The sequence below is a fragment of the Pseudomonas sp. 10(2024) genome (assembly GCF_045164175.1).
In the GTDB taxonomy this organism is placed as follows: domain Bacteria; phylum Pseudomonadota; class Gammaproteobacteria; order Pseudomonadales; family Pseudomonadaceae; genus Aquipseudomonas; species Aquipseudomonas alloputida.
On record NZ_CP174006.1, the window covers coordinates 1,196,365 to 1,212,826 of the forward strand.

At 64.1% G+C, this 16,462-nt stretch carries 12 protein-coding genes; 7 read left to right on the top strand and 5 right to left on the bottom strand.

Annotated features, from left to right (window positions below; genetic code table 11):
* Genes gspH through ACI7M0_RS05400 form a run of 6 tightly spaced genes read left to right on the top strand, consistent with a single transcriptional unit; the run spans nucleotide 1 to nucleotide 3,499 of the window.
* Nucleotides 1-432 (top strand): type II secretion system minor pseudopilin GspH, encoded by a 432-nt coding sequence (gene gspH, locus ACI7M0_RS05375; RefSeq protein ID WP_029615570.1) that lies wholly within the window; start codon nucleotides 1-3, stop codon nucleotides 430-432.
* A complete protein-coding gene (locus tag ACI7M0_RS05380; protein ID WP_129932355.1) occupies nucleotides 429-797 on the top strand; it encodes a type II secretion system protein GspI in 369 nt (122 codons plus the stop codon). Before gspH ends, ACI7M0_RS05380 begins: the two co-directional genes overlap by 4 nt.
* The gene (locus tag ACI7M0_RS05385; protein ID WP_014589891.1) at nucleotides 794-1,384 is read left to right on the top strand and encodes a type II secretion system protein; all 591 of its coding nucleotides are present in this window, start codon (nucleotides 794-796) and stop codon (nucleotides 1,382-1,384) included. Before ACI7M0_RS05380 ends, ACI7M0_RS05385 begins: the two co-directional genes overlap by 4 nt.
* Complete coding sequence (locus tag ACI7M0_RS05390) at nucleotides 1,381-2,457, top strand: type II secretion system protein GspL (RefSeq protein ID WP_256658189.1); 1,077 nt, start codon at nucleotides 1,381-1,383, stop codon at nucleotides 2,455-2,457. Before ACI7M0_RS05385 ends, ACI7M0_RS05390 begins: the two co-directional genes overlap by 4 nt.
* Nucleotides 2,454-2,840, top strand: a complete 387-nt coding sequence (gene gspM / locus ACI7M0_RS05395; protein WP_129932354.1) for a type II secretion system protein GspM — start codon at nucleotides 2,454-2,456, stop codon at nucleotides 2,838-2,840. Before ACI7M0_RS05390 ends, gspM begins: the two co-directional genes overlap by 4 nt.
* Entirely contained in the window at nucleotides 2,837-3,499 is a 663-nt protein-coding gene (locus tag ACI7M0_RS05400; protein ID WP_104960892.1) for a general secretion pathway protein GspN, read from the top strand. Before gspM ends, ACI7M0_RS05400 begins: the two co-directional genes overlap by 4 nt.
* Before the next feature lie 275 nt (nucleotides 3,500-3,774).
* Here the strand turns inward: ACI7M0_RS05400 and ACI7M0_RS05405 are convergent, their stop codons facing one another.
* From ACI7M0_RS05405 to ACI7M0_RS05415, 3 genes are all read right to left on the bottom strand, one after another.
* Nucleotides 3,775-4,536 (bottom strand): siderophore-interacting protein, encoded by a 762-nt coding sequence (locus ACI7M0_RS05405; protein WP_129932353.1) that lies wholly within the window; start codon nucleotides 4,534-4,536, stop codon nucleotides 3,775-3,777.
* Nucleotides 4,529-5,074, bottom strand: coding sequence for a PadR family transcriptional regulator (locus tag ACI7M0_RS05410; protein WP_003254989.1), 546 nt, complete (start codon nucleotides 5,072-5,074; stop codon nucleotides 4,529-4,531). The genes ACI7M0_RS05405 and ACI7M0_RS05410 overlap by 8 nt, the downstream gene beginning before the upstream one ends.
* 89 nt (nucleotides 5,075-5,163) lie before the next feature.
* A complete protein-coding gene (locus tag ACI7M0_RS05415) occupies nucleotides 5,164-8,313 on the bottom strand; it encodes a transglycosylase domain-containing protein (protein WP_129932352.1) in 3,150 nt (1,049 codons plus the stop codon).
* A 391-nt stretch (nucleotides 8,314-8,704) separates the two neighbouring features.
* Between ACI7M0_RS05415 and ACI7M0_RS05420 the strand changes: the two genes are divergently transcribed.
* Nucleotides 8,705-10,123 carry an amino acid permease gene (locus ACI7M0_RS05420; protein ID WP_129932351.1) on the top strand — a complete coding sequence of 473 codons (1,419 nt, stop codon included), beginning with the start codon at nucleotides 8,705-8,707 and terminating at the stop codon, nucleotides 10,121-10,123.
* Nucleotides 10,124-10,159: 36 nt separating this feature from the next.
* Here the strand turns inward: ACI7M0_RS05420 and ACI7M0_RS05425 are convergent, their stop codons facing one another.
* Both ACI7M0_RS05425 and ACI7M0_RS05430 read right to left on the bottom strand, forming a co-directional pair.
* Nucleotides 10,160-11,779 (bottom strand): FMN-binding glutamate synthase family protein, encoded by a 1,620-nt coding sequence (locus ACI7M0_RS05425; protein ID WP_129932350.1) that lies wholly within the window; start codon nucleotides 11,777-11,779, stop codon nucleotides 10,160-10,162.
* Nucleotides 11,780-12,062: 283 nt separating this feature from the next.
* Entirely contained in the window at nucleotides 12,063-16,343 is a 4,281-nt protein-coding gene (locus ACI7M0_RS05430) for a DEAD/DEAH box helicase (RefSeq protein WP_129932349.1), read from the bottom strand.
* Nucleotides 16,344-16,462: the final 119 nt, after the last annotated feature.

Below are 16,462 nucleotides of genomic sequence, written 5' to 3' on the forward strand. Positions count from 1 at the left end.
GTGCGTCATCAGCGCGGCTTCAGCCTGATCGAACTGTTGGTGGTACTGGCCATTGCCGGGCTGATGACCGGGCTGGCGGTGGCCGGCCTTGGCAACGGCCAGGCCAGTGTCGAGCAGGCCTTGCAACGGCTGGCGGTCGAGGTCCGCAGCCAGGCCGCGCTGGCCCGGCATGCGGGGCAACTGCGCGGGCTGCGCTGGAATGGCCAGCGACCGGAGTTCGTCCGCCGCGAGGGCAATGCCTGGGTGGTCGAAGCGGTCCCGCTCGGCGACTGGCCCAAGGGCCTGCACCCGGACTGGCCGGCCAGCCCGCAACCGCGCGTACTGTTCACGCCGCATGGCTGGGCGCAGGCGGGTAGCGTGCGCTGGCGCTGGGCCGATGGCAGTCAGCAATGGGCCTGGAGCCGCACCGATGGCATGTGGGTAGTGCCATGAAGCAAGCACAGCGTGGTTTCACTCTGCTGGAGGTGACCGTAGCCCTGGCAATCGCTGCTGTGCTGGCGGTGATCACCAGCCAGGTACTGCGCCAGCGGCTGGCAGTGCAGGACAACCTGCAACAGCACCGCCTTGGCCTGTTGTGCGCGCGTGAGCTGCAAGCCCGCTTTGCCGTCGAGCAGTACTGGCCCGCCGAAAACCAGGTAGCCGGCGAGCTCGGCCTAGGTGGCCAACTGTGTCACTGGCAATTGCAACTGCGCCGCACCGGCGTGCGAGACCTGCGCCGTGGCGAACTGCAATTGTTCGCCGACCGTGACCAGCGCCTGCCACTGGGTCAGTACACCGTGTTTCTGGAGCGCCCATGAAACACCGCCAAACCGGCCTGACCCTGATCGAGCTGATGGTCGCCCTGGCCCTGACTGCCGTGCTCGGCATCATGCTCGCCGCGCTGGTCAATGGCTGGCTGAAGGTTCGCGAACGCCTGCAGGACACCACTCGGCAAACCTCGGTGCTGGACTTTTGCCTGGCCCTGGAGCGGCGCTTCGACAGCCCGGTGCTGCGCCGTGTCTACGACCAGCGTCTGCCGCTGGCCAGCCGTTGGCTGGACTGGCAGCCCGCCAGCAACCAGTTGCTGTGGGTCGCCAGCACCGGTCTGCCGGCAGCCGAAGGTGGCTCGCGCCTGCAACGCCAGCGCCTGCGGTTCGAGGCCCGCGAGCAACGCCTGCTGCTGGAAAGCTCGGCGGACTTGTACGCCGCCGTCGCCCCGCGCTGGGTACAGCGCGAACGACTCGACCAGGTCAGTGCCATGAACGTTCTGTACTACCAGGGCGGCCGCTGGCTGGCCTGGCCTTCTGACCAACCGGTGCACCCAGGCCGTGGTGTGCGTCTGGAACTGCTGCGTGATGGAGCCCCCTATGTTTGCACCTTCGCCCTTCCATGGGGGCGCTCATGAAACTTGAATGGCGGCGGCGTACGCCGGCCCAGGCGTGGCTGCTGCTGCGCCCGGGTGCTGTCTGGCACTGGGCACTGGTTCAGGACGGTATTTTGCAAAGCGAGGGGCAGGGCGAGCCACCGGCCAACCCGCAGGCGCATGTTGCGCTGGTTCTGCCTGCCGAGGCGTGCAGCCATTTTCGCGTGCCGGCTCCGCCCGGGCTCAAGCGCGAAGAGTGGCCTTTGCTGCTTGAGGATCGCTTGCTGCAGGCCCCGCATGAGGTGGCCTGTGCTTGCCTGGCCCGTGAACCGGGGTACCTTCGTCTGTTGGTAGTGGCGCGTCAGCAGCTGGATGACTGGCGTGGCCAATGCGCCGAATGGGGCTTGCAGACGGTACGTTGCTGGACGGAGCTACAGCTGCTGCCATCACCCGAGCCAGGATGCGCCTGGCAATGGCAACGCACCCCCGGCATGTCGCTCTACAAAGGCTTGGCCGAAGACGGACAGGAGCACTGGCTGGCGTGGCCTGATGCCTTGGGTGGCGTGCCGCAGCCACCGTGGGCAGGGCTGCACAAGACGTCGCTGAGCGGCAAGTGGCCAACCGTATTTGCGCCGCTCGACACAATGCCCGGCCTGTTCGACCGCGCCCGCAAGGTGCGCTCGTTGCCGGCGGCGTCCCGCCAGCAGCAGCGGCTGCTGGCAGCTTGCCTGGTGTTGGCCACCGTTTGGGGTGGCCTGTGGGTGAGCCAGCAATGGCGTCAGGCGCAACTCTGGCGTAGCCAGGTCGTTGCCGTGACCGGCGAGCAGGCCAGCCCTCGGCACGCGGCACAGGCCCTCAAGCGCCTGCGCGAGAGCGTACTGCAGCAGCAACTGCGTACACGTCAGCTCGACGACCTGCAGGCTCGCTTGCAGACCTGGCTGCGTGACAACCCCGGCTTGCGCCTGCAAGCGGTGCGCTTCGATGGTCAGCGTTGGCACCTGCGCCTGGAGGGCGAGGGCAGTGCGCCGCCATGGCCTGATATGGCGGCTGCCGCTGGCGCCACAGTGCAGGTTCAAGATGGCCAAGTGATCTTCGACCTGGGAGCAGCCTCATGAACCGGGACTGGCTACAGCGTCATCGCTTCACGTTCGCCTGGGGACTGATCGCCCTGCTGCTGGCCTTCCTGGCGCTGCGCGAAGGCGTTGCGCAATGGCGCGTGCTTGGCCAGTGGCGTGTGCTGGCCGAACAGGCGGCCAGCCTGCAAGGCGGGCCCGGTTTGAACCTGGAGCGGCTACGTCAGTCGGCCCAGGCCCGTGGGGTCGAACTGATCGAAGTCGATACGCAAGGCAAGGCCTGGCAACTGCGTGGGCAGGTGGCCGATGAGCGCATGCTGCAAGGCTGGGTGCAGAGCCTGCGTGCAGAAGGCGCATTGCCGTTGCAATGGGGGCTGGAGCAGCAGGGCATGGCTTTGCGATTCGACCTGGTGGTGCAGCCATGAGCCGCAGTGCAGCAATGGCCTGGGTGCTACTGGTATTCGTGCTCACGCTGTTTATCGAGCTTCCGGCCAATTGGGTGGTGCGTGCGTTCGGCCTGCCGGTACGCGATGTCGGTGGAAGCCTCTGGCAAGGGCAGGCACAACAATGGGGGCCGGTCGGGCCTTTGCGCTGGACGCTGCAGCCCTGGCGCTTGCAGGCGAATGCGCAAGTGGGGTTCCAGGGCCAGGCCTGGCAGTTGCGCGCAGAAGGCTGGCCTTGGCAGTGGCGGCTGGAGGCATCAGCCAAGGGGGCTTTGGCGACGGTCTCGACGGATTATCGCCTGGCCGGCCAGTGGCAGGGGGGGGTGAGGATGCAGGGGGCAGGGCGCCAATGCCAGGCCAGTGAAGGCCGCGTGATCGTAACCGACCTAGCCCTCAGCGACCCTTGGTCCCTGGGCCTTGGGCACGGCTGGCTGGAAATGGATTGCCGCAGTGGCTGGCACCTGCGCGGGCAGTTGGCGCAGCAAGGGCAACATCAACTGACCGTGGATGCCGACCTGCCAGGACGCCGGGCGCAGGTGGTGTTCCAGCTGCAGCCTGAAGCGCAGTTGACGCCATTGTTGCGGGGGGCCCAATGGCTCGGGCCGCAGGCCTTGGCGGGGCAGCGAGACCTTCGTTGGTAAGCAACAACGTGGCGCGGCCTCCTGTAGATACGCTGCGAGCGGTCGAGCTTTTCTGAGCTGCTCGGGGCTGAAGCGCTTGGTCGTATCGATGGTGCATACCCGCGAAGCAGGCGGCGCGTTGCGTGGCACCGGCTGCGCCGGTGTTCGCGGGTGAACCCGCTCCTACAACGGCCTGTGCCCAACCACCGATTTGTGTCCAACCGCCGATTTATGTCCATCCCCGATCAGTGTAGGAGCGGGCTTGCCCGCGAAGACGGCAGATCAGGCAATCACGATCACTCGTCGTCCGCAGTCCCGTTGGCCCGCCAGTAGGCTGCAGCCTTTAGCGCATCTTCCGGCACCCCTTTCTCCAGCAACAACGCCTTGGCCTGGCGAGTCAGGGCTTTTTCCAGCGCCACCCAGGCATACAGCCGGCCTTGCGGCAAGCTCAGGTTACGCACCAGTTCCAACAAGTCTTCCTCTTGGCGACGTACCCAGATCACTTCCACCTGCGCCTTGCTTGGCAGCGGCTGGCGCTCGTGCTCGTCTTCGATCTGGATCACTGCCAGTACCTGGCGGCCCGCCGGCAACTCCTCCAGCCGACGGCCAATGGCCGGGATGGCAGTTTCATCACCGATCAGCAGGTAGCTGTCGAAAATATCCGGCACCACCAGCGAGGCCCGTGGCCCTGCGATGTCCAGGGTTTGCCCAGGCGCGGCTTGCGCGGCCCAGGTAGAGGCAGGGCCGTCGCCGTGCAGCACGAAGTCGATGTCCAGCTCATGTGCCACCAGGTCGATGCGCCGTGGTGTGTACTCGCGCATGGTGGGCCGCGCGCCACCGTCCTTGCCCAGGTTACGGGCCTCGATGGCCTGTCGTTGCTCCGGCGTTTCGGCGAACAGCAGCTTGATATGGTCGTCGCTGCCCACGCTGGTAAAGCCTTGCAGCTCGCCACCCCCAAGGGTGATGCGGCGCATGCGCGGGGTCAGCTCGGTGACCCGCAGCACTTGCAGACGGCGCTGGCGGATCTCGTGGTTTACGCGGTGAATGGTGTCACTCATGGGGCGTCTCCCTGAAAGGTTCGGTGGGCCCGGAGGCGATGGCCTTGGCGGTATGGTTGAGCAGGTCACGGACCCGTTCGATTTCTTCCACTGTCCAGCGGCCGCTGTGCATGTGCAGTGCATGGCGCAGGTTGCCGACCGCTTCATGAATCTCTGGTGGGCGGTCGTGGCCGCGCAGGGCGCGTTTGCTGACCTCGATGCGCATGCGCACGCCATCCAGGGCCACTGCCTGATCCGCCAAGGCGCTGCGGCCGGCATCGGTGATCGCGTAGAGGCGTTTGCTGCCTTGTACCTGGCCGCTGATCAGTTCGGCCTCTTCAAGGAAGTTCAGCGTGGGGTAGATCACCCCAGGGCTTGGGCTGTAGCTGCCGTCGAACAGATTTTCGATCTGGCGGATCAGGTCGTAACCGTGGCCGGGCTGCTCGGCCAGCAAGTCCAGCATCAGCAGCTTGAGGTCACCCGGGGCGAAGACACGCGGGCCGCGCTCGCCACGGGCGGGGCGCCGCTCGAAGGGATCATGAGGGGGATGTTCGCGCATAGGGATAGGGCTCCGTCGTTTGCGATATATCGTAAGATATTACTCAAGATATATCTAAAGACAAGCCCTTCAATGCTGATGATTATCATCTACTGCGTCGATGTGTTCCCTGCCGGTGGCGGTGTGTGCAGGGCAACCTGTGGCGGCTTGCACTCATTCGGGTTGCCCGGCTGCAGGTAAGGCATGAGGATCGGTGCCATGCCCTTGAGCACCTGCACCGGCAGCGCCGAGGTAAATTTGAACGCTTCTGCCGTGCGACCCGGCACGAAGGCGGTCAGCGTGCCGAAATGGTTATCGCCGAGGAAGAACACGAAGGTGGCGGTGCGGTTCAGCGAGCGCGAGCCGATCAGCCGGCCGCCGGCGCCGAAACTCTCGATTCGGTTGTCGCCGGTACCGGTCTTGCCGCCCATCACCAGCGGCGTGCCGTCCTGCAGCTTGAAACTGCCGGAAATACGCCGCGCGGTACCTGCATCGACCACTTGCGACATGGCGCCTTTGAGTGCACGCGCCACTTCGACTGGCAGAATTCGCACGCCCCGGTCCGGGTCTGTGATCAACTTGGTCTCATAGGGTGTGTTGGCTGCGAAATGCAGGGTGTCGATGCGCAGGGTCGGCAGGCGAACACCGTCATTCTGGATGATCCCGACCAGTTCGGAGAGGGCAGCGGGGCGGTCGCCGGAGCTGCCGATGGCGGTGGCCAATGAGGGCACCAGGTGGTCGAATGGATAGCCCACGCGTTTCCAGCGTTGGTGGATATCGAGGAAGGCTTCGATTTCGACCATGGTGCGGATGCGGCTGTCACGGGCGCCCTGGTGGCGGCTCTTGAACAGCCAGCCGTATACCTCCTGGCGTTCGAAACGACTGGCGTTGATCATCTCGGTCAGTGTCGAGCTCGGGTTCTTCAGCAGGTAGCCAAGCAGCCACAGGTCCAGCGGGTGGACCTTGGCGATGTAACCCTGGTCGGGCAGGTCGTACTTGCCGGGGCCGTAAGCTACGTACATCTCTGACAGACGGCCATCGGTCAGTTTGCCCAGCACGACCTTGTCACCCTTGAGGTGGGCACGCACGAACGCGTTGAAGGTTTCCTGGCTTGCCTCGGGGAACAGGTAGCGGTGTACCGCCGCCAACCGCTGTGGGGTCACGCGCATGCTGTCGAGGAAGGTGTCCAGGCGTTGTTGCGAGGTTTTACGCTGGTACTTCTTCCAGAAGCGCATCAGGTAGTTGGTGCCTTCCTTGTCGGCAAAGCGCGCAAGGTACTCCTGGCGGCGCGGGTCGGCATCGTCCTTGAGCAGCGGCACGCGATTGTACGGCTGCTGGTAAGTCACGTAGCGCACCAGGTCGCGCATCAGGCGGATGAACGGCAGGTTGATCGACTCGCGCAGTGCATCCTTGAGTGTCGGGTTGCGGTTGTTGTCTTCCTTGCGGAAGTTGTTGAACACATGCATCCCGCCACCGGTGAAAAACGCTTCACCGGTGTTGGCCGAGTACTTGCGCTCGAGCGCGGCGTCGAGCATGGCGTCAAGGCTCTGGTTCTTGCTGTTCTGCGCCAGCCATTCCAGCGACCATTGCGTGATGCGGTCGAGTTCGGCCACTTCGACCTTCTTCAGCTCGGCGGCAGGTTTGCCAGCGTACTTCTCGTGCAGCTCGGCGATAATTTCAAGGTAGGTGGTCAGTACCCGCAGCTTGGCGGTTGAGCCCAGCTCCAGCTTGCTGCCTTCGTTGATGTCGAAGGGCTGGTTGGTGCTGTCGGTCTGCACCCGTACCCGCGAGCCATCTGCGGTGCGTTCGAACAAGGTGAAGCTGTAGCTCACCTGGTCGGTGGTCTTGGCAGTGAGCAGCCGCTCGCCGATCAGGCCGATCTGTGCGGCAAACTCCGGGTCGGCAAGGTTTTTCAGGTACTGGCTGACTTGCAGCTGCAGGTCGGCCTGCAAGGTACTGGTGGCTGACAGGTCGAGGCGGTCGAGGTCGTACAGCGGGCGATTGAGCATGGCCGACAGGCGGTTGCGCGCCAGGCTGATGCCCTTGTTGGTGATGATCGGTACGATGGTCGGCTGCGCGACCCAGTCGCGGTACACCGCCTTGCTGGCCAGCGCGGCATCGGCCAGCGGCTGATCGATGACCTTGTTGGCGGCAAGCAGCCGAATGTGCGAATCGGTGAGTTCGGCCAGCTCGACCCGGCCCTTGGACAAGTAATGCGAGGGGCGGCGCTGGGCAATCATCAGCGACAGCACCTGGCGCAGGGCCAGGCCACGTGCGGCCATGCTCTGGGGGTCGGTGGCGGTGGCGTTCAGAGCCTGGTTGACCTGGTCGAAGTCGGCGCCGTACCACACCCGCAGGCCCTCGGCCATGCCATGTACCTCACCATGCCCAGGCACGGCCGACAGCGGTACGCTGTTGAGGTAGTCGCGCACGATGCGCTGGCGTGCCTCGGTGGTGTCGGGGCCGCCCTGGTAGGCACGCACGCTGGCAGAAATCATCTGCCGGATCTTCTCCGCGCCCGATACCGTCAGGCCGTCGGGTGAGTGGCGATATTTCTCCAGCTGTGTGGCCAGGGTGCTGCCGCCGGCAGACTGGCCGGGCAGGGCCAGGTACTTGGCGACCTGGCTGTAGGCGGCCTTGGCAAAGCGTGGCCAGTCCACTGCCGGGTTGTTACGTGGGTCCTGGGTATCCAGCAGGTCGCGGTTTTCGATGAACAGCAAGCTGTTGACCATCACGGGAGGGATCGCTGCAAAGTCCGGGTACAGGTGCTGGGGGTAGTTGTACTGGTACAGCGTGTCGCCGCGGCAGTCGGTGATCGACAGGCCGGCCTGGATTTTCTCGATATAGGGCGCGAACAGCCCATGATCGACGTAGTTCATCAATGCGGGTGAGAACTTCACCTGTTCGCTGATGAGATAGTCGCGCTTGAGCAGGCGTGGCAGGAATTCACCCAGGGCGCTATAGCCCAGGCGTTTGTCGAACGGCCCGTCACCGGGGTAGATGATGGCATCGCTGGGACCGGGTTGCAGCGAATAGGTCAGTGTACTGGCCAGTTTGCTGAACTCGCGCGATTGCAGTTCGGAGGTACGGAATTCGTCATACGCGGCAACACCGATGGCTACCAGTGCCACCAGCAGGATGAGGATGATCAGCCGCCACCATAGCCGACGCTGACGGGGGGACTTGGGTTGTGGCGTCTCGTCCGGAGGTATCTCGGGTGCTTCCGTTCTGCTTGGTTCCGATTGCCACAGTGCGCCCATAATCTTCTATCCGGCCAAGTATTTTCGTCTTGCTTGTCTGAAGCTTAGACGTTGAGTGGATAGGGTGAAAAATTTGTAAGAAGAAGGAAAAAGTCATGTGGGGCTATGCGGCTTTGGTGTGGGTTCCTTCAACGGACGATGTTGTTATGGTGCCCTGGCGATTTTTGGGGCGCGAAGCGGCCCCAGAGTTCTAGCCAAATTTCTGCATATATACAGTGAAAACACCTACAACGGTCTTCCTATACTGCTCGCCCCCTTCGCCCTGCCGGGCGCTCTAGTCCGGCACATGGGCAGGCCCACAAGGCCAGCCTGGCAAGCCAACGCCACGCCTATCGGCATGGTCGCGGCTGCACGAAGGTCAAATCCAATAACAAAATGAGGTTGTATTGCTATGCCAGTCGGCAACCACTCTGCCCACGGCCAGGCCACTGAAGGCGGCCCGCTCAAGCGTGAACTGGGCGAACGGCACATCCGCTTGATGGCGCTGGGCGCCTGTATCGGTGTCGGTCTTTTCCTCGGTTCGGCCAAGGCGATCGAAATGGCCGGCCCAGCCATCATGTTGTCTTACATCATCGGTGGCCTGGCCATCCTGGTGATCATGCGCGCGCTCGGTGAAATGGCCGTGCATAACCCTGTCGCCGGCTCTTTCAGCCGTTATGCCCAGGATTACCTCGGCCCATTGGCGGGCTTCCTGACCGGCTGGAACTACTGGTTCCTGTGGCTGGTGACCTGTGTTGCCGAAATTACTGCAGTGGCCATCTACATGGGCATCTGGTTCCCCGACGTACCGCGCTGGATCTGGGCCCTGGCGGCACTGGGCAGCATGGGCGCGATCAACCTGGTGGCGGTGAAGGCTTTTGGTGAATTCGAGTTCTGGTTCGCGCTGATCAAGATCGTCACCATCATCGCCATGGTGCTTGGCGGCATCGGCATCATTGCCTTCGGCTTTGGCAATGACGGTGTGGCAGTGGGGATCTCCAACCTGTGGAGCAACGGCGGCTTCATGCCCAATGGTGTGACCGGCGTGCTGATGTCGCTGCAGATGGTGATGTTCGCCTATCTGGGTGTGGAAATGATCGGCCTCACCGCCGGTGAAGCACGCAACCCGCAAAAGACCATTCCGCAGGCCATCGGCTCGGTGTTCTGGCGCATCCTGCTGTTCTACGTCGGTGCGTTGTTCGTGATCCTGTCGATTTACCCGTGGAACGAAATCGGTAGCCAGGGCAGCCCGTTCGTCATGACCTTCGAGCGCCTCGGCATCAAGACCGCTGCCGGCATCATCAACTTCGTGGTCATCACGGCGGCGCTTTCGTCGTGCAACGGCGGCATCTTCAGCACCGGGCGCATGCTCTATAGCCTGGCACAGAACGGCCAGGCCCCGGCGGCCTTCGCCCGCACCTCGAAGAACGGCGTGCCACGCAATGCGCTGCTGCTGTCGATCGGCGCGTTGCTGCTGGGCGTGCTGGCCAACTACCTGGTGCCAGAAAAAGTCTTCGTCTGGGTGACCTCGATCGCCACCTTCGGTGCGATCTGGACCTGGGTGATGATCTTGCTGGCGCAGTTGAAGTTCCGTGCCGGCCTTACCACTGCCGAGCGCAAGGCACTGAAGTACCGCATGTGGCTGTGGCCGCTGAGCTCGTATCTGGCACTGGCCTTCCTGGTGCTGGTGGTGGGGCTGATGGCGTACTTCGAGGATACGCGTGTGGCCCTGTACATCGGCCCGGCGTTCCTGGTGTTGCTGACAGTGCTGTATTACACGTTCCGCCTGGCGCCGAAAGACGCGCAAGGTGTGACGAGTACAGCCTCCTGACCTGACGTGGGGCCGCTTCGCGGCCCCAGCGTTCTCTCAGGCCGCCACTTCGCTGTGCGGCTCGAAACTGTCCGACCGGGCCAGTTGCCACATCCGCGAATAGAACTGCCCGTTCACCTCGCCGGTCAGCAGCTCGCCTGGCTTCAAGAACACATGCATCTGCGAGAACAGCTTGATTTCGGTGGCCGAAATGCGCCGCACCAGGTGCTTGGCCTCCAGTTGTGCCGGATGCTCCAGGCCTGCCGCCGCCAGCATTTCTGCCAAGGCACGCAACGTGTTGTGATGGAAGTTCAGCACCCGCTGGGCTTTGTCGGGCACCACCAGCGCGCGCTGGCGCAGCGGATCTTGCGTGGCCACGCCGGTCGGGCATTTGTTGGTGTGGCAGCTTTGTGACTGGATGCAGCCGATGGCGAACATGAAGCCGCGTGCCGAGTTGGCCCAGTCGGCGCCAATGGCCAGCACGCTGGCGATGTCGAAGGCGCTGACAATCTTGCCGCTGGCGCCCAGCTTGATCTTGTCGCGCAGGTTCAGGCCGACCAGGGTGTTGTGCACGAACAGCAGGCCTTCACGCAGTGGCACGCCGATATGGTCGGTGAACTCCACGGGCGCTGCGCCGGTGCCGCCTTCCTTGCCATCGACGACGATGAAGTCGGGCAGGATGCCGGTTTCCAGCATGGCCTTGGCGATGCCCATGAATTCCCACGGGTGGCCCAGGCAGAACTTGAACCCCACTGGCTTGCCGCCGGACAGCTCACGCAACTGGGCGATGAACTGCATCATTTCGATCGGTGTCGAGAAGGCGCTGTGGCGCGACGGTGAGATGCAATCCTCGCCCATCAGCACGCCACGGGTTTCGGCAATTTCCTGGGTGACCTTGTGTTTGGGCAATATGCCGCCATGGCCGGGTTTGGCACCCTGGCTCATCTTGATCTCGATCATGCGCACCTGAGGGCTGCGCGCCTGGGCGGCGAAGCGTTCGGGATCGAAGCGCCCATCTGGCGTGCGGCACCCGAAGTAGCCGCTGCCCAGTTCCCACAGCAGGTCACCACCGTGCTCGCGATGGTAGGGGCTGATGCTGCCCTCGCCGGTGTCATGGTGGAAATTGCCCAGCTTGGCGCCCTGGTTGAGCGCACGGATGGCATTGGCGCTGAGCGAGCCGAAACTCATGGCCGAAATGTTGAAGATCGACGCGGAATACGGCTGGCTGCACTGCGGCCCACCGACGATGACACGGAAGCTGGTCGGGTCAGCCAGCGGTGCCGGGCGCATGGAGTGGCCGATGAACTCGAAACCGGATTCATATACGTCGATCAGGGTGCCGAAAGGTTTGTCCGAGGCTTCGTTCTTCGCCCGGGCATACACCAGCGAGCGCTGGGCGCGGGAGAAGGGCAGGGCATCGCTGTCGGACTCCAGCAGGTACTGGCGGATTTCCGGGCGAATGGCCTCGACCAGATAGCGGATGTTGCCGAGAATCGGGTAGTTGCGGCGTACGGCGTGGCGGTGCTGCAGCAGGTCGAACAGGCCGATCAGGCTGAGAATGCCTGTGGTCAGGGTGAACGGCCACAGCCATTCGTGGTGGCTGAAGGGGAGGCTCGCCAGGGTGAACAGCACACAGGCGGCGAAGAAGGCATAGCGACTGAGAAGTGACAGGCTCATACAGGGTCCTTGCGATGGCGCGGTCAGGCTCAGGGCCTGGGGGCAAACCCCGACCATAGCCAAGTTGCCGGGCGCTGCAAAATAAAATCGGGGTAGCGAAAATCATTCTCGACCCGAGCCGAATTGCCTGGGTGCAACGCAATCGGGGGTGGGCACACATTGATGATTGGGCACAGGCCGTCGTGTAGGAGCGGGTTTACCCGCGAAAGGGCCGGGCCTGCTGGCCAATTTCACCCGCCGTTCACCGTTGCCGCCGCTACCGTATTCGCGGGTGAACCCGCTCCTACAGGGGGGCGCGCAGCAGTTTCTGCCGCCAGCTTTCCTGCTCCTGTGCGGACGCCTCGACCAGATACGCGTAACGCCCGGCCATCCGCACCGCCACCGGTATCCCGTCGCGATACAGAAGCCGGTTGCCAATCACTGCCGGCACTTTCGCCCCAGGCAGCAACGAGCCGATCAGGTTCAGCGGGTCACCGGCGCTCACCACCTGCAGCGTTCCGTCCGGTTCACGTCGTCTCACTTGCCGCAGCAATACTACCGCCTCAGGCAAGGCGAACTGTTCACCGGCCAGCCCGGCAATGAAGCGCCCGCCCCGGATCTCGCCACGCGCTTCCAATCGGTGATAGCAGCGCAGCAGCTCACGCCAGGGCGGCAGTACATCACTCTCGCGCGCCAACAGCCGCCAGCAGATCACGCCATAGCGGCGCAGCAGCGTGCGGGCAATGTGCTCCAGGCGCTGGTCGTGATCCGGGGGCGCATCGCTGCGGCGCAGCAGGGCCCAACGTCCGGCATGCGCCATGCTGCTGGAAAGCGGCGGGTGCCCTCGGCGGCTGTTACGTGAGCTGCGCTTGGTTGCAGGCGTGATCAGGCTGCGCAAGCCAGTGAAACTGTCCGCCCCGGCCAGGCCCGAGCCCACCAGCTCCTGCAGTGCAGTTTCCAGTTCACTGGGCAGCAGGTGTGCCTCATGTGCCAGTTCATCGAAGAACAGCGCACCCTGGGTTTTCAGCGCTTCGTGCACACGTTGCGCACGTAGGCCAAGGGCGTCGACAGCAGGTGCGGGCGCCAGGCTGCGCCACGTGTTCAACTGGTCCCGCGGCAGCAACACCAGTGGGGTACTGGTCAACGTGCTGCTCGCCACTGTTGCCGCCAGCCGGCTCCAGGCAAACTGGCCGCTTCGGCAGGCTTCGTCGAGCCAGTGCGGACTGTAGTCTTTGATACGCGCCGGCAGCAGTTCCGCCTCCCAGGCCGCTGCGGCGCTGGGGAACCCTTGTAACTGGCCCAGCACTTCGGCCACCGCCGGCGGACCACGCAGGCGCTCGTCTGGCGCCAGGTGCTGCCAATCGAACAGAAAGCGCATGAAGTCTTGCAGGCTGACCGGTTCGATCTCGCGGCGCAGGCGTTTGACCGTGTAGCGGTGGATGCGCGCCAGCAAGTGGCGTTCGCACCATTGCAGGTCAGTTGCACCTGGGCTGAAGTGCCCGCGCAGCACATAGCCTTCGGCTTCCAGGCGGGCCAGAGCCTGCTCGATATCGGTTACCGGTTTGCCCAATGGCGCAGCGATCTGCGCCAGGGTCTGTGGGCCATGGCCGCTCAGGCGGGCGCGCAGCAGTTCGCTCAGTGCGTGGTCGGGCTCGATGGGCTGGTCGAAGCCAGCGAGCCGTTCGAGCGCTGGCTCCCTGTGCGCTGTGGGGTACAGTGCCAGCAGCAGGTTCAGGCGTTCGCGGGCCAACCAGAGCTTGTCATCGGGCAGGCGCAAGGCACGCCCGGCCTTGGCCAGCTGCCTTAGCAGCAAATCCCAGCAGGGGTTGGCATCTACCTCGACCTGACCGATGGCACCCAGGCTCATCAATGCTTCGTGCATTTCGTCGGGATTGGCCGGCTGTGGCCAGGCCTCGGCCGCGACGGCAGCAATGGCATCAGCGTCCAGCGCGCCCAGGTCGTCGCTACTGTGCACGTCGTTCCAGCGCCGGTTGAGTACCGCCTGGGTACGTCGTTCTTCCAGTGGCGCATCGTCCAGAAAGGCATAAGGCCGGGCGTTGAGAATCGCTGATGCCAGCGGCGAGGGGGCGGGCAAATCCCGGCACAGCAAGCGCACTGCACCGCTTTCCATGCGCCGCAGCAGGGCCAGCCAGCCTTCGCTGTCCATCGCCTCGTGCAGGCAGTCGTCGAGGGTTTGCTCGACCAGCGGATGGTCGGGAATCTGCCGCTCGCCGGCGATGTTCTCCAGGCAGGCGATCTGGTCGGGGAACACGGCGGCAACCAGGTCCTCACTCTTCATGCGCTGGATTTGTGGCGCCACCTTGCGTCCGCCCACAAAGCGCGGCAGTGCCATGGCCACGCCTGCATTCCAGCGCCAGCGCACGCCAAACAGCGGTGCATCGAGCAGGGCCTGGATGAGAATCGGCTCGGCGCTGCGGCTGTTCAGGTAACGCCACACTTCGTCCAGCTCGAAACTGTGGCTGGTCGACAGTGACAGCACGATGGCGTCCTCGCTGGCGGCAGCCTGCAATTCGAAGTTGAAGGTGCGGCAGAAGCGCTTGCGCAGGGCCAGGCCCCAGGCGCGGTTGATGCGGCTACCGTAGGGTGAATGAATGATCAGTTGGGTCCCGCCGGACTCATCGAAAAAACGTTCCATCACCAGCGTATCCTGCGAGGGCAGGGCGCCAAGCACTTCACGGGTGCGGGCCAGGTAGTCGAGCAACTGGCCCGCACAAGCTTCGTCCAGTTCGAAGGTCGCCTGCAACCAGGCCAGTACCTCCACCATGTCGCCGCCTGCCAGCGCCAGTTGCTGGTCGATTCGCGCCTGCAGCCGGGCCACGGCGGCAGACAGCTCGTCACTGCGCCCCGGCGCTTCACCCAGCCAGAACGGAATGGTCGGTGGCAGGCCATGAGCATCCTCTACCCGCACCCGGCCCGGCTCGACGCGCAGAATGCGATAGGAGGCGTTGCCCAGCTGGAAAATATCGCCAGCAATGCTTTCCACGGCAAAGTCTTCATTGACGCTGCCGATGTTCAGCGCCTGCGGCTCCAGCAACACGGCGTAGTCGGCGTTGTCGGGGATGGTGCCGCCGCTGGTCAGCGCGGTCAGCTGGCTGCCACGTCGGCCACGCAGCGTGCCGCTCACTGCGTCACGGTGCAAGTAGGCACTGCGCACACCCTGGCGGCCGTTGTAGCCCTCGGCGAGCATGCGCAGCAGGGCCTGGTAATGGTGCTGGTCAAGCTCGGCGTAAGGTGTGGCCTGGCGCAGGCAATCCAGCAGTTCCTGTTCGTGCCAGGCCTGGTTGCTGGCTTCTGCGACGATCTGCTGGGCCAGCACATCCAGCGGTGCCCGGGGGATGTGCAGTGCGTCCAGTTCGCCCTGTCGAACGCAGTCAAGCAAGGCAACGCATTCGATCAGGTCATCGCGTGAGGTGGGGAACAGGCGCCCCTTCGGCACACCATCGACCTGGTGTCCAGCGCGGCCAACCCGTTGCAGGAAGGCGGCAATCGAGCCCGGCGAGGCGATCTGGCAGACCAGGTCGATATCGCCAATATCAATGCCAAGCTCCAGCGATGCGGTCGCTACCAGCACCTGGAGCTGGCCGCTCTTGAGCCGCTGCTCCGCATCCAGGCGCAGCGCTTTGGACAGGCTGCCATGGTGTGCGGCAACCGCCTCCTTGCCCAGCCGGTCGCTGAGGTGGCGGGTGATACGTTCGGCCAGGCGCCGGGTGTTGACGAATACCAGCGTGGTGCGGTGTTCGCGGGCAAGTGTGGCCAAGCGGTCATACACCAGGCCCCAGACATCGGTGGCCATCACCGCCCCCAGCGGTACCGGCGGCACTTCGATGGCCAGGTCACGCTTGCGGGCATGGCCGATATCGACAATGGCGCAGGGACGCCCGCTACCCACCAGAAACTGTGCCACCCGTTCGACCGGGCGTTGGGTAGCGGACAGGCCGATACGCCGCAGTGGCTTTTTGCACAAGGCTTGCAGGCGTTCCAAGGTCAGGGCCAGATGGGCGCCACGCTTGTTACCGGCCAAGGCATGGATTTCGTCGACGATTACCGTGTGCACATGGGCCAGGCCTTCACGGCCAGAAGCCGAGCCCATCAGCACGTAAAGCGATTCGGGGGTCGTCACCAGAATGTGCGGGGCCAGCTTGCGCATGGCGGCGCGTTCCTTCTGCGGTGTATCGCCGGTGCGTACTGCCGTGGTGATGCGCGGGGCGCTCAGGCCTTGCTCTGCAATGGCTTGGCTGATGCCTTCGAGCGGGGCCTGCAGGTTCAGACGAATGTCATTGGACAGGGCCTTCAGAGGTGAAACGTAGATCACCAGGGTCTGTGCGGGCAGTTCGCCCTCGTGCTTCATGCCTTCACGCAGCAGCTCATCAAGCACGGCCAGAAAAGCGCTCAGGGTCTTGCCTGAGCCCGTTGGCGCGGCCAGCAGCATGGATTGCCCGGCGTGGATCAACGGCCAGGCCTGAGCCTGGGCATCGGTGACCGTGGCGAAGTGGCGGCGGAACCAGGTGCTGACGGCAGGGTGGAACAGCTCGAGCACCGGGTGGTGTTTGGCGGGCAGGTTCATGTGTTGTTTATGGAGGGTGTGCAACAGGTTGGCAAGGGGCCGCTCGTCTGCCAGGCCGGTACAGGAATAACCGGCCTTGTCAGGCCAATGACCTCATGGGATCCTCGCGGGTCATTTTA

What these genes read in the sequence shown, in the direction of transcription:
- ACI7M0_RS05380 (WP_129932355.1), top strand. Translation starts at nt 429, where the DNA reads ATGAAGCAAGCACAGCGTGGTTTCACTCTGCTGGAGGTGACCGTAGCC.
- ACI7M0_RS05385 (WP_014589891.1), top strand. Translation starts at nt 794, where the DNA reads ATGAAACACCGCCAAACCGGCCTGACCCTGATCGAGCTGATGGTCGCC.
- ACI7M0_RS05390 (WP_256658189.1), top strand. Translation starts at nt 1,381, where the DNA reads ATGAAACTTGAATGGCGGCGGCGTACGCCGGCCCAGGCGTGGCTGCTG.
- gspM (WP_129932354.1), top strand. Translation starts at nt 2,454, where the DNA reads ATGAACCGGGACTGGCTACAGCGTCATCGCTTCACGTTCGCCTGGGGA.
- ACI7M0_RS05400 (WP_104960892.1), top strand. Translation starts at nt 2,837, where the DNA reads ATGAGCCGCAGTGCAGCAATGGCCTGGGTGCTACTGGTATTCGTGCTC.
- ACI7M0_RS05405 (WP_129932353.1), bottom strand. Translation starts at nt 4,536, where the DNA reads ATGAGTGACACCATTCACCGCGTAAACCACGAGATCCGCCAGCGCCGT.
- ACI7M0_RS05410 (WP_003254989.1), bottom strand. Translation starts at nt 5,074, where the DNA reads ATGCGCGAACATCCCCCTCATGATCCCTTCGAGCGGCGCCCCGCCCGT.
- ACI7M0_RS05415 (WP_129932352.1), bottom strand. Translation starts at nt 8,313, where the DNA reads ATGGGCGCACTGTGGCAATCGGAACCAAGCAGAACGGAAGCACCCGAG.
- ACI7M0_RS05420 (WP_129932351.1), top strand. Translation starts at nt 8,705, where the DNA reads ATGCCAGTCGGCAACCACTCTGCCCACGGCCAGGCCACTGAAGGCGGC.
- ACI7M0_RS05425 (WP_129932350.1), bottom strand. Translation starts at nt 11,779, where the DNA reads ATGAGCCTGTCACTTCTCAGTCGCTATGCCTTCTTCGCCGCCTGTGTG.
- ACI7M0_RS05430 (WP_129932349.1), bottom strand. Translation starts at nt 16,343, where the DNA reads ATGAACCTGCCCGCCAAACACCACCCGGTGCTCGAGCTGTTCCACCCT.